This is a genomic window from Pseudoalteromonas sp. G5_S1_14_S5, assembly GCF_054968605.1.
This window is the reverse complement of sequence record NZ_JBQKUM010000057.1, coordinates 1-12,939: the sequence shown is the minus strand read 5'-3', so window position 1 is coordinate 12,939 and position 12,939 is coordinate 1. Positions and strand designations below refer to the sequence as shown.

Genomic DNA, 12,939 nt, shown 5'->3' with positions numbered 1-12,939 from the left:
GAAAGAAAACAGAGTTAACACTCTCAAATTGGAACTCTCTATGATTGAAGCAGATCGCCTCATTGCTCCTGACAACCCGGTTTTTAAAGATGAAGATGTTATCGATCGTGCAATACGACCAAAGGCGCTCGCCGACTATCAAGGTCAGGACCACGTTCGTGATCAGATGGAGATTTTCATCAAAGCGGCACAGTTGCGTAATGAAGCGCTTGACCATCTGTTGATATTCGGTCCTCCCGGTCTTGGTAAAACAACGTTAGCGAATATCGTTGCAAATGAGATGGATGTGAATATTCGCACCACTTCTGGCCCTGTATTAGAGAAAGCCGGTGACTTGGCGGCGCTGCTAACTAACCTTGAAGAAAATGATGTGCTATTTATTGATGAAATCCACCGATTAAGCCCTGTGGTTGAAGAGGTGTTGTATCCCGCTATGGAAGACTATCAATTGGACATTATGATCGGTGAAGGCCCCGCGGCACGCTCAATCAAAATTGACCTGCCGCCTTTCACTTTGATTGGCGCAACCACTCGCGCTGGCTCACTGACCTCTCCACTTCGTGACCGTTTTGGTATCACTCAGCGTCTTGAGTATTACAAAGTCGAAGACTTACAAAACATCGTTCAGCGCAGTGCCGATTGCCTTGGCTTATCAATGGAACCGGAAGGTGCATTAGAAGTTGCTCGTCGTGCTCGCGGCACACCACGTATTGCAAACCGTTTATTGCGCCGTGTACGTGATTATGCAGAAGTGAAAGGGAACGGTCATATTTGCCCTGAGGTTGCAGATAGCGCACTGAACATGCTCGATGTCGATGCTAAAGGTTTCGACTATATGGACAGAAAACTTCTACTGGCAATCATGGAGAAGTTTGGTGGTGGTCCTGTTGGTATCGACAACATGGCGGCAGCCATTGGTGAAGAAAAAGATACCATTGAAGATGTATTAGAGCCGTATCTGATTCAGCAAGGTTATCTACAAAGAACACCACGAGGCCGAATTGCGACTGACCGAGCCTATTTACACTTTGCAATAGATAGACCGTCCAATCGCTAAAATATTCATTTCTAAAGATCCCAGTTGCATAAGCGCTGGGATTTTTTCGCTTTACTGAATAACAACTCTATTGTGCTCGTCGCTATAAAGTTCGAACATGTCGCGTCAAAAATGAAAACTTTGATTTCACCTTTGATTTAACTAACAAAGATTGAAATAAGTTGCCATATCTTTTGTTACTACTTTATGGGGGTTGTGACTCCAATGTTGATTGTGTGCTGAGGTTTTGTCACAGCTATCATGCAGTGTTATTAAGACAAGCCAAATTGGTGTGACTTTAATCATGATTGTTCAAAAAGCCCCCTAATTTGCACGAATAAATTTGATACAAATCAGCGCAGGGTTCTTCCATAAACCTTTTGAAAGATACTGATTTTACCAGTAATATTAGCGTCAGCTATATTAGCTACAACTTAACAATAATCTAACTATAACGGTACGTTTTTGCTACAAATTTCATGTTGTAATAACAATATTGCAGATTGTTTTAACATGGACTTTTGAGGTGAATAATCACACAAGTGTCATCCAGCCGACACAAAGGAGTTACCATGATTGATGTTGTTGATCTGTCGCGTTTGCAATTTGCATTTACAGCGATGTATCACTTCCTATTTGTTCCATTGACTTTAGGTATGGCATTTTTACTTGCCATTATGGAGTCTGTTTATGTAATGACTGGCAAGCAAATTTATAAGGACATGACCAAGTTCTGGGGTAAATTGTTTGGTATTAACTTTGCTCTTGGTGTAGCGACAGGCTTAACCATGGAGTTCCAGTTTGGTACTAATTGGTCTTACTATTCTCATTATGTTGGCGACATCTTTGGTGCTCCGCTGGCTATCGAAGCGCTTGTTGCATTCTTCCTAGAGTCTACTTTTGTTGGTCTTTTCTTCTTCGGTTGGGATAGACTGTCAAAGCGTCAGCATTTAGCGGTAACGTGGCTAGTGGCACTTGGTTCTAACTTCTCTGCACTTTGGATTCTTATAGCGAATGGCTGGATGCAAAACCCAGTAGGCGCAGAATTCAACTTCGAAACCATGCGTATGGAAATGGTAAGTTTTGCAGAGGTCGTGTTTAACCCAGTTGCACAAGTTAAGTTTGTACACACAGTAGCTTCTGGCTACACGTGTGGTGCAATGTTTATACTGGGGATTAGTTCATATTACCTACTTAAAGGCCGAGATGTAGCGTTTGCCCGTCGTTCATTCGCTATTGCAGCATCTTTCGGTATGGCTGCTATTTTATCAACGATTATTTTGGGTGACGAATCTGGTTACGAGTTAGGTGAAGTTCAAAAAGTGAAACTCGCTGCGGTTGAGGCCGAATGGCACACAGAGCCAGCACCAGCTGCATTTACTTTATTCGGTGTACCAAACCAAGAAACCATGAATACCGATTACGCAATCAAGATCCCTTACGTAATGGGTATTATTGCAACACGTTCGTTTGATGAGGAAGTAACAGGTCTACACGACCTACGTGAACAGCATGTTGATCGTATACGTACGGGTATTTATGCATACGAGCTACTTGAAAAGCTTCGCGCAGGTGATAAGTCTGAAGCAAATATGAGTGCGTTTGACGAAGTCAAAGGTGACTTAGGTTACGGACTACTTCTAAAACGTTACACAGACAATGTTGTTGACGCAACGGAAGACCAAATCCAAATGGCAGCGGACGATTCGATCCCAACAGTGTGGCCACTGTTTAGTGCGTTCCGTATTATGGTTGGTTGCGGGTTTATTATGTTGTTCGTTTTCGGTGCCTCATTTATCCAAACATGCCGCCAGAAAATCGAACAAAAACCTTGGATTCTCAAAGCTGCTTTATTCAGCATCCCACTACCATGGATTGCGATTGAAGCAGGTTGGTTTGTTGCTGAATTTGGTCGTCAACCATGGGCGGTTGGTGAAATACTACCGGTTAACGTTGCTGCATCAGCACTAACTATTGAACAGCTTTGGACTTCTCTTTTCGCTATATTGGCACTGTACACAGTGTTCTTGATTGCTGAAGTTTATCTAATGCTGAAATTCGCACGTAAAGGCCCAAGTAGCTTGAAGACAGGCCGTTACCACTTCGAACAAAGTGATAACTCTGTTGAAGACAAAGTTAGCCGTTCAGTTGAAGTATAAGTGAGGGGATATTAATGTTTGATTACGAAAGCTTACGACTTATTTGGTGGATCCTAATCGGTGTTCTATTAGTAGGTTTTGCAGTAACCGATGGCTTCGATATGGGGGTTGCAGCACTTTCACCAGTAATCGGTAAGAGTGACACTGAACGTCGTATTATGCTGAACACGATTGCCCCTCACTGGGATGGTAACCAAGTTTGGTTGATTACAGCTGGTGGTGCACTTTTCGCAGCCTGGCCAATGGTTTACGCAACGTCTTTCTCTGGCTTCTACTTTGCTATGTACGTGACTCTCGCTGCACTTTGGCTACGTCCACTTGCCCTAGATTACCGTTCAAAGATTGAAAATCTGAAATGGCGTGAAGCGTGGGACTACGCACTTTGCTTCAGTGGTTCAGTTCCGCCAATCATCTTCGGTGTAGCATTTGGTAACCTTCTACAAGGTGTTCCATTTGACCTGAATAACCTAATGATGTCTCAGTATCACGGTACATTCTTCGCTCTGCTAAATCCGTTTGCATTGCTATGTGGTGTATTAGCTCTGATGTTGTTCGTAACGCAAGGTGCAACATGGTTACAAATGAAGACAACTGAGGCGCTGCACGCTCGTGCTCGTAACGTTGCTCAGCTCACAGGCCTAATCTCAATTGTTCTATTTGTTATTGGTGGCTTCTGGGTTCAATCTATCGAAGGCTATGTAATTACAAGTACGATTGATACCTTCGCAGACTCTAACCCGCTAAACAAAGAAGTATCACTTCAAGTTGGCGCGTGGATGACAAACTTTGAGACGTACCCAGCAATGTGGGCGGCACCGATTCTAGGTGTGGTTATGCCACTATTCGCTGTAATTGCATCTCGTCTTGAGCGCGGTGGTTTCGCTTTCTTATTCTCGAGCCTATCTAACGCAGGTGTGATCTTAACGGCTGGTTTTGCAATGTTCCCATTCGTAATGCCATCAAGCCTGAACCCTGACCATAGTTTGACTATGTGGGACTCAACAGCGAGTGAGCTGACACTTGGTCTAATGACTGCAGTTGCAACGGTAATGGTTCCTGTGATTCTTGGCTACACAACTTGGACATACTACAAAATGTTCGGTCGCCTAGATAAGAAACACATCGAAAATAACGACGTTTCAGCTTACTAAGATAGAAGTGAAATAACTTAGGAGAAATTTTATGTGGTATTTCGCATGGATTTTGGGTGTACTTCTAGCATGTGCATTCGGCATCATCAATGCTCTATGGCTTGAGCATTCTGAAATGATGGACAAAGACAGTGAGTAATCTCGCAGAACAAGTCGCTAAGCTGCATCGACCAATGGACAAGACTCTCTTTAGAGTTTTGGCTCTAATATTGGGTTTTATGCATATTGGCTTAGTGATGTGGGATCCTGAAGCGTATGCAGCAAGCATCGGTGGCTTTAACGCGATCATCGGGCCTATGTTTATTTGGGCTGTGTGCTCAAGCATGGTTTACGGTGTTGGGTTTAAGCCGAGAGCTTGGGTGTGGCAATTATTGTTTAGCCCATATGTTTCACTTACTATTCTGCTCTACCTAACAGTGCTACGCCCTCTATAAAGTAGGTTTATTTTTAGGTTCTCATTTAATGTGAGCCTTGTGCTTGTTTGGTTTTTAGTCAAAAAGAGGCCCTCTTGTACAGATGGCCTTTTTTTTCGTCTGTTAAATCAAAAAATTCACTGCTATATACTATTAATGATAAGGAGTTAGGTTATAGTGATTTCTTTATCGATTTTGGGTTTGTGGTATCAATTTGCAGGGATTATCTAAGCCGTTTACTTGGCCAGTAACCGTATATTACGAAGACACCGACGCAGGTGGCGTGGTGTACCACTCCAACTATCTCAAGTTCTTCGAGCGTGCTCGAACTGAGATGCTGCGTTCAATTGGTGTTTCTCAGCAAGTTCTATACGAACAAAACATCGGTTTTGTAATCCGACATATAGACATCGATTTTATTCAAGGTGCACGCCTTGATGATCATTTACAAGTGGTTACAAATATTTACGAATTAAAGCGAGCAACCTTGGTCTTCTGTCAAGAGATCGTAAATCCTGATGGCAAAGCATTGTGTAAAGCAGTGGTTAAGGTAGCATGTATCGATACCCAAAAAATGAAACCCAAGGCAATGCCAACATTTATTCTTACGGAGCTAACGAATAGTGACTGCTGAAATCTCAATCTTAGGCCTCATTCTAGAAGCTAGTTTACTAGTTAAAATGGTCATGCTGACTCTTATGGGCATGTCTGTCGTTTCTTGGGCAATGGTCATAAAAAGAAATAAAGTGCTATCTCAAGCTTCTAAACAAGCAGAAGTCTTCGAAGATAAATTCTGGTCTGGTGTTGATTTGGCTAAGTTGTACCAAGAGAGCAACAAGCGCAAAGATGAGCTTTCTGGAACTGAAGAGATTTTCTACGCAGGTTTTACTGAATTTGTACGCCTTCGTAAATCTAACGCGACATCTCCCGACTTTATTATGGAAGGCACTGGCCGTGCAATGCGCGTAGCAGTATCTCGCGAAGTGGACGAGCTAGAAACTAACTTACCTTTTTTGGCGACTGTCGGTTCAATCAGTCCATACATCGGCCTGTTCGGTACCGTTTGGGGTATCATGCACTCATTCATCGCGTTAGGTGAAGTGAAGCAAGCGACATTGGCAATGGTAGCACCAGGTATTGCAGAGGCTCTGATCGCAACAGCAATGGGTCTATTTGCTGCAATTCCAGCTGTAATGGCATACAACCGCTTTAGCAGCAGTGTTGGTAAGCTAGAACATAACTACGCGACTTTCTCTGAAGAGTTCCACAGCATTCTTCACCGTCAAGCGATGGCTGGCAGGGAATAATAGATGGCTGGATACCAACCTAAAAAACGCAAGATGACGGCTGAGATTAATGTTGTACCTTATATCGACGTTATGCTCGTACTGCTGATCATTTTTATGGTGACGTCACCGTTTGTAACTCAAGGTGTGGATGTTGAACTGCCACAGGCGTCTACTGCTAAGTCAGCGCAAGATTTATTAGGCGACGACAATGCGAGTTTTATTATCGTTGAAGTGAACAAAGATGGTGAGCTTGGCCTAAGCGTCAACGACGAAGAGGTGCAGCGTGGCTTGTCATTGGAAGACATAATCGTTCGAGTAAAAGCTGAACTGTCTTTAAAACCGAATTCTCCAGTGGCGGTGGGTGGCGATGCTGCTACTCCTTATGCTGAAGTGGTTTTATTACTTGATGAATTAAGCCGTGCAGGTGTGCCAAAGGTTGGCCTTTTAACGGATATAAGGGAATAGCTCCGTAGCATTCATGAAAGCGAATAATAAAAAATCCAACAGTTTCAAAAAGCCGCTTCTAATTTCACTTGGGCTGCACGTAGTCTTATTCGTTGCACTCATATGGGGAGCTGATTTTACTATGTCTGAACCTAAGCCTACTGGGCAGATGGTGCAGGCTGTCGTTATTGACCCTCAATTGGTTCGTCAACAAGCTCAACAAATTCGTCAACAACGTGAAGCGGCCAGTAAGAAAGAGCAAGAGCGCCTAGACAAGCTTCGACGCGAAAGTGAAAGGCTAGAAAAGAATCGTAAGGCTGAAGAAGAAAACATCCGTAAGCTTAAAGAGCAACAAGCGAAGGATGCGAAAGCTGCTCGAGAAGCAGAAAAGCGACGTGTCGAAAACGAGAAAAAACGCAAAGCTGAACAGTCACGTTTAGAGCAAGAGAAAAAGAAAGCTGATGAAGCAGAAGCAGAACGCAAGTTGAAAGAGGCGGCTCTAGTTAAAGCAGAGAAAGAGCGTAAAGCGAAAGAAGCGGCGATTGCAAAAGCGGAACAAGAACGGGTGGCAAAAGAAAAAGTGGCACAAGAGGCCGCTGAAAAAGCTCGTAAAGAAAAAGAAGCTGCTGAACGTGCTGAGAAGCAACGTATAGCAAAAGAGAAAGAAGCCGCCGCTGCAGCTGAAAAAGCACGTAAAGCAAAAGAGGCGGCAGCCAGAGCTGAGAAAGAGCGCAAACAGCAAGAAGCTGCACTGAACGATATCTTTGCAGAGCTTGAAACTGAAGCGACTCAAAACTCTTCGGCAAGACAACAATTTATTAGTGATGAAGTACAGCGTTACGGTGCGATATATACTCAGCTTATTCAGCAGAACTTATTGTTAGAAGACAGCTACCGAGGAAGCTCATGTCGAGTGAACCTTAAGCTCATTCCAACGGGTTCTAATGCGATTCTGGGAAGCTTGAGTATTTTGGATGGAGACAGCCGCCTATGTGCAGCAACCAAACGCGCGGTGGCACAGGTACAATCTTACCCACTGCCTAAAGACCCAGATATTGTGAAATCACTAAAAGACATTAATTTAACGGTATCACCAGAGTAAAAGGACGAACTTGTGTTAAAGAAACTATTACTGAGTTTTGTTTTTGTAATAGCGATAAGCAGCCAGTTTGCGCATGCAGCCCTGGAGCTTGTTATTACAGACGGTATTAACTCTGCACGACCAATCGCTATCGTACCTTTCCGCTGGGAAGGTGCTGAGCCACTACCGCATGATGTGTCGGCGGTTATCGCTTCTGACTTACAGCGTAGTGGTAAATTCAGCCCAGTTGCGACAAGCAAAATGCCTCAAACGCCGTATAGCGAAACAGAGGTAAACTTTGATGCTTGGACTAACTTAGGTGTTGATTCACTATTAACTGGTAGCATCACAAAAAATGCCGAAGGGCAGTACGTGGTGAATTACCAGTTGATCGATATTGTTCGTGGTCAGCTGACGAAAGGACAAAGCCGTGCGCTAAGCGATGAAGGTCAATTGGTACTTTCAAAAGATCACGTGTTGTTCAACAAGAAAGCAACCGTACCTGGTAAGCGCTTAAGAGAGTACGCACACCGTATCTCTGACTTGGTATATGAAGAGCTAACAGGTCAAAAAGGCGCGTTTCTAACACGTATCTCTTACGTTGTTGTGAACGACAAAGACAAATATCCGTACCAGCTTCGTGTAGCAGACTACGATGGTTTTAATGAGCGCCTAGTACTTCGCTCTAAACAGCCTCTAATGTCGCCGGCATGGTCACCAGACGGCAAAAAGCTAGCTTACGTGAGTTTCCAGAATGGCCAAGCTGAAATCTTCATTATGAATATTTACAATGGTGAACGTGAGAAAGTGACGTCATACCCTCGTCATAATGGTGCGCCAAGATTCTCTCCTGATGGTAAAAAGCTCGCGCTAGTATTGTCGAAAACAGGCAGCCTTCAGGTGTACACACTTGATCTAGCAAGCCGTAAGCTGACTCAAATTACCCGCGGCCGTTCGAATAATACGGAACCATTCTGGCATCCAGACGGTAAGTCTCTAATCTTTACGTCTGATCGTGGTGGTAAACCACAGATATATAATGTAAATTTGTCAAATAATTCGACATCTCGTATTACTTGGCAAGGTAGCCAAAACTTAGGTGGCCAGATTACCCCTGATGGACGATTCCTGATCATGGTGAATCGCAGCAACTCAGGCTTTAACTTGGCTAAGCAGGATTTGGAAACTGGTGCGGTTCAAGTACTAACAAAAACATTGTTAGATGAGTCTCCAAGTATTGCACCAAATGGAGGTATGGTTATCTATAGCTCTATTTACAACAAGACGAACGTACTATCGATGGTTTCTATCGATGGCCGTTTTAAAGCTAGATTACCGGCAACCAACGGACGTGTAAGAGCGCCTGCATGGTCACCGTTCCTCTAGTTAAAGTGATACATTCTTTTAGCTATTGATAGTGTTAACTATTGTGGCAATTAACTATCTATAGCACTTGGTCGCTGTAGAAACTAAGTTTGATAACGTAAGGAAAAAAAGATGCAACTTAACAAAGTTCTTAAAGGCTTGATGATTGCACTACCAGTGATGGCAGTAACGGCATGTAGCTCAACTGATGAAGCAACATCTGCAACTTCAGGTACTGAAAGCAACCAAACAACTTCAGGTTCAGAAGGCAACGTAGACACAACTGTTGTAACGCCAATTGATGCTAACGCTCAACTGTCTGAGCAAGAGCTTAAAGAGCAAGCGCTACGCGAAACTCAAACAATCTACTTTGCATTCGATAACTCTACTATTGCTGGCGACTACGAAGAAATTCTAGCAGCTCACGCAGCTTACCTAAGCAATAACGTTGACATGAACGTTACTATCGAAGGTCACGCGGACGAACGCGGTACTCCTGAGTACAACATCGCACTTGGCGAGCGTCGTGCACAAGCTGTAGCGAAATACCTACAAGCTCTAGGTGTTCAAGCAGACCAAATTTCTATCGTCAGCTACGGTGAAGAGAAGCCACTTCTTCTAGGTCAATCTGAAGATGTGTACGCTAAAAACCGTCGCGCAGTACTAGTTTACTAATCCTAGTAAGCTATTTAATTGAGGAATTGCCTCATGTTCTGTAACACAAAGCGAGTCATTTTGCTTTCGTTACTGGCAAGTGCAGCGAACACTGCGTTCGCTGCACCAGCTCCAGTATCCGATCTCAATAGCACCGCAACCAATTCAACTTCTTCTTCCTCTCGCTCAGCATCTAACGAATCAGATATTGAGCGTTTAGAGCGCCTGCTTCAAAATCGCAATCTTGTTCAGCTTCAAATGCAACAGCAAATGGACGATATGGCACTGGAAATCAGTGAGCTTCGTGGTGAGCTAGAACGCAACAGTTACGATATGAAACAAATGCTAGAGCGCCAACGTGAACTCTTTATCGAGCTTGATCGCGTAAGAGGTGAGGTGAAAGCAGCAGGTACCGCAACAGTAGCAGTAGCCGCGAGCGAAGGCTCTAAGGAAGCTTCTGGTACGTTCAGTACTGATGTTGATGAGCAGACTGCTTATCAAAATGCTGTAGACATGATTCTCAAGCAACGAGACTACACGGGTGCGATTGCTGCATTCCAACAGTTTCAAAAAGACTTCCCAGATTCAACCTTCACACCTAATTCTCACTACTGGTTAGGTCAGCTTTACTTTGCTAAGAAGCAGGATAAAGAGGCTGTGAAGAGCTTTGCCGCTGTTGTGTCATACAAAGACTCAAACAAGCGAGCGGACGCACTGGTTAAGCTTGGTGACATAGCGGCGCGCAATAACAATGCGGCGCAAGCTAAGAAATATTACCAACAAGTCGTTACCGAGTACCCCAACAGTGCTTCGGCCAAAGTGGCACAAACCCACTTATAAAACTAAATAGAGGTGCTGCGGCGCCTCTTTTTTATACCTGCTTCAATACCCAATCGTGCTTGCTTACAACCAATCCTTTTTGATCCTCATGCCTGTCCTGTGTAGAATACTCGGATTCTCGGAAGAAGTTGCGTAGAGCAAGAGCAATGAGTCATATACTAGATAAAATCGATACAGTTTACCCGTTTCCGCCTAAGCCATTTCCACTGAGCGACGCTCAGAAACAGGCCCACATCGCAAACATCAAAAAACTACTTCAAGAAAAAGATGCAGTTCTAATTGCACACTACTACACAGATCCTGAAATTCAGGCTCTGGCAGAAGAAACTGGTGGTTTCGTTGGCGATTCATTAGAAATGGCTAAATTCGGTAACCGTCACTCAGCAAGCACTTTGATTATCGCTGGTGTTCGTTTCATGGGTGAGTCTGCGAAGATCCTTACTCCTGAAAAACGCATTTTAATGCCAACGCTTGAAGCTGAATGTTCATTAGACCTTGGCTGTCCTGCTGATAAATTCACAGAATTTTGTGATGCTCACCCTGACCACACAGTGGTTGTATACGCAAACACTTCTGCGGCTGTTAAAGCTCGTGCAGACTGGGTGGTTACGTCGAGTATTGCTTTGGAAATCGTTGAAAGCCTAGACGCTGAAGGCAAGCCAATTATTTGGGGCCCTGACCGTCACTTAGGTTCTTACATCGCGAATCAAACCGGCGCTGACATGTTGCTTTGGCAAGGTGAGTGTATCGTGCACGATGAGTTTTCTGCTGATGCATTGAGAAAGATGAAGTCGGTATACCCTGAAGCTGCAATTCTTGTGCACCCAGAGTCTCCAGCAAGTGTTGTTGAGTTGGCTGATGCTGTCGGTTCTACTAGCCAACTAATCAAGAAAGCGAAAGAGCTGCCGCATCCACAGATGATTGTCGCGACAGACAAAGGCATCTTCTTCAAGATGCAACAACTGGTTCCTGAAAAAGAGCTGATTGAAGCGCCAACGGCCGGTGCTGGTGCAACTTGTCGTAGCTGTGCACACTGTCCTTGGATGGCTATGAACGGTCTTGAGGCAATTGAAGACGCACTTGAGAATGGCGGTGAGCAACACGAAATCTTCGTTTCTGACGAGCTACGTGTTAAATCGCTTATCCCATTGAACCGTATGTTAGATTTCGCAGAGCAGTTAAACATGCAGGTAAAAGGCAACGCGTAAGCGGCTTACTTATCTGACCAAATTAAAAGCCAGCCTATAGTGCTGGTTTTTTTGTACCTACAGATAGCCTGCCAATATCAATCTTGTGAGTATGTATCTTTTTCTGATGATTCATCTTGTTGATATCGCGTATTTTTTCTAGCATGTAAGTAAGATCGAAGGATTTGAGGCTCGAATGATAATCTGGTTGCAACTCAAACGTTGGATCAAAGCAAACATCTTTGTTTTGAACGGCAAAAACCTGCTATTTACTTTTCTTGGCTATGTGTTTATTTCATGGTTGAGTTTGTATTTGGTGGGTGAGACGGACTTAACCACCTCGTTTACGACATTCGCGTATTACTTAGTGGTGACCGCTTCGACAGTCGGGTATGGCGACCTATCACCAACGACAGTAGCGGGTCGATGGATCGTCATTCTATTTGTGATACCGGGGGGACTGAGCCTGTTCGCAGCGTTACTCGGTAAGCTTGCCACAGAAGGTGTTGAATATTGGCGAGCAGGCTTGTTAGGAAAAAGGAGACTACGAGTGGAAAATCATATTTTAATGTTGGGGTGGAATGAGCAAAGAACCATTCACCTTATTCGTATGCTCCAGCATGAAGAGACGGGTAGGCGTCCAATTGTGTTATGTACGCGTTCAGACATTGAAAACCCACTCCCTGGTGAAATCAGTTTCGTGAAAGTGAATAGCTACACTGACGGTAAAGAGATGGAAAAGACGGGTATTGAATCAGCCAGTTGTATTCTGATTGATAACCCTGAAGATGATATTACTTTATCTGCAGCACTTTACTGTGCCAACCAAAACCCACAAGCGCATCTGTTGGTTTACTTTAAAGATGAAGCATTGAGTGATCTGCTGCATAAACATTGTCCGAACTCTGAGTGTATTCCTGCGGTAGGCGCAGAGATGCTTGCAAAGGCTGCGGTCGATCCAGGATCCAGTGCGCTACACCAAGAGCTGCTTAGCTCGACAAGAGGTATGACGCAGTATTCGACTTACTATCCTCAAGATGCTGAACCTGTGACTGTGGCGCCGATTTTCTCTGTGTTCAAAGAGAAGTATCAAGCGACGTTGATTGCGATAGACTCCGGGAACGGCATTGAACTCAACCCAGAATTGGGTCAAGTCGTCATCAGCGGTACTAAGTTGTTCTATATCGCCGATGAGCGTATCGACGACTTTGATTGGAAAGGTTTTTAAGTCGCGACTATTTTTATGTTAACGCTCTTCTATGTATTGAGAGTGTTTACCCTGACTAAGCATTTTCGCATTAAAAAGGCCTCATCATGAGT

Annotated in this window: 14 protein-coding genes; all 14 read left to right on the top strand. The window is 44.1% G+C overall.

Going from position 1 to position 12,939, the window contains the following annotated elements:
- Nucleotides 1–40 precede the first annotated feature (40 nt).
- Nucleotides 41–1,057, top strand: coding sequence for a Holliday junction branch migration DNA helicase RuvB (gene ruvB, locus ACTRWI_RS16270; RefSeq protein ID WP_063523071.1), 1,017 nt, complete (start codon nucleotides 41–43; stop codon nucleotides 1,055–1,057).
- Nucleotides 1,058–1,608: 551 nt separating this feature from the next.
- Nucleotides 1,609–3,195, top strand: coding sequence for a cytochrome ubiquinol oxidase subunit I (gene cydA / locus ACTRWI_RS16265; protein WP_499132815.1), 1,587 nt, complete (start codon nucleotides 1,609–1,611; stop codon nucleotides 3,193–3,195).
- A 14-nt stretch (nucleotides 3,196–3,209) separates the two neighbouring features.
- Nucleotides 3,210–4,346, top strand: a complete 1,137-nt coding sequence (gene cydB, locus ACTRWI_RS16260) for a cytochrome d ubiquinol oxidase subunit II (RefSeq protein ID WP_499132813.1) — start codon at nucleotides 3,210–3,212, stop codon at nucleotides 4,344–4,346.
- A 31-nt stretch (nucleotides 4,347–4,377) separates the two neighbouring features.
- Nucleotides 4,378–4,485 carry a cytochrome bd-I oxidase subunit CydX gene (gene cydX, locus ACTRWI_RS16255; RefSeq protein WP_000270284.1) on the top strand — a complete coding sequence of 36 codons (108 nt, stop codon included), beginning with the start codon at nucleotides 4,378–4,380 and terminating at the stop codon, nucleotides 4,483–4,485.
- The gene (gene ybgE, locus ACTRWI_RS16250) at nucleotides 4,478–4,780 is read left to right on the top strand and encodes a cyd operon protein YbgE (protein WP_499132810.1); all 303 of its coding nucleotides are present in this window, start codon (nucleotides 4,478–4,480) and stop codon (nucleotides 4,778–4,780) included. Before cydX ends, ybgE begins: the two co-directional genes overlap by 8 nt.
- 193 nt (nucleotides 4,781–4,973) lie before the next feature.
- Nucleotides 4,974–5,393 (top strand): tol-pal system-associated acyl-CoA thioesterase, encoded by a 420-nt coding sequence (gene ybgC, locus ACTRWI_RS16245; RefSeq protein WP_499132808.1) that lies wholly within the window; start codon nucleotides 4,974–4,976, stop codon nucleotides 5,391–5,393.
- Nucleotides 5,383–6,066 carry a protein TolQ gene (gene tolQ, locus ACTRWI_RS16240; protein WP_499132807.1) on the top strand — a complete coding sequence of 228 codons (684 nt, stop codon included), beginning with the start codon at nucleotides 5,383–5,385 and terminating at the stop codon, nucleotides 6,064–6,066. The genes ybgC and tolQ overlap by 11 nt, the downstream gene beginning before the upstream one ends.
- A 3-nt stretch (nucleotides 6,067–6,069) precedes the next feature.
- Complete coding sequence (gene tolR, locus ACTRWI_RS16235) at nucleotides 6,070–6,513, top strand: protein TolR (protein ID WP_004741086.1); 444 nt, start codon at nucleotides 6,070–6,072, stop codon at nucleotides 6,511–6,513.
- 13 nt (nucleotides 6,514–6,526) lie between these two features.
- Nucleotides 6,527–7,594 (top strand): cell envelope integrity protein TolA, encoded by a 1,068-nt coding sequence (gene tolA, locus ACTRWI_RS16230; protein WP_499132806.1) that lies wholly within the window; start codon nucleotides 6,527–6,529, stop codon nucleotides 7,592–7,594.
- A 12-nt stretch (nucleotides 7,595–7,606) separates the two neighbouring features.
- A complete protein-coding gene (gene tolB, locus ACTRWI_RS16225; protein ID WP_499132804.1) occupies nucleotides 7,607–8,959 on the top strand; it encodes a Tol-Pal system beta propeller repeat protein TolB in 1,353 nt (450 codons plus the stop codon).
- A gap of 111 nt (nucleotides 8,960–9,070) precedes the next feature.
- Nucleotides 9,071–9,613 carry a peptidoglycan-associated lipoprotein Pal gene (gene pal, locus ACTRWI_RS16220; protein ID WP_004736484.1) on the top strand — a complete coding sequence of 181 codons (543 nt, stop codon included), beginning with the start codon at nucleotides 9,071–9,073 and terminating at the stop codon, nucleotides 9,611–9,613.
- A 33-nt stretch (nucleotides 9,614–9,646) separates the two neighbouring features.
- Complete coding sequence (gene ybgF, locus ACTRWI_RS16215; RefSeq protein ID WP_499132803.1) at nucleotides 9,647–10,432, top strand: tol-pal system protein YbgF; 786 nt, start codon at nucleotides 9,647–9,649, stop codon at nucleotides 10,430–10,432.
- Nucleotides 10,433–10,578: 146 nt separating this feature from the next.
- On the top strand, nucleotides 10,579–11,640 hold the full coding sequence (gene nadA / locus ACTRWI_RS16210) for a quinolinate synthase NadA (protein WP_499132801.1): 1,062 nt from the start codon (nucleotides 10,579–10,581) through the stop codon (nucleotides 11,638–11,640).
- A 175-nt stretch (nucleotides 11,641–11,815) separates the two neighbouring features.
- Nucleotides 11,816–12,847, top strand: coding sequence for a potassium channel family protein (locus ACTRWI_RS16205; RefSeq protein ID WP_499132800.1), 1,032 nt, complete (start codon nucleotides 11,816–11,818; stop codon nucleotides 12,845–12,847).
- Nucleotides 12,848–12,939: the final 92 nt, after the last annotated feature.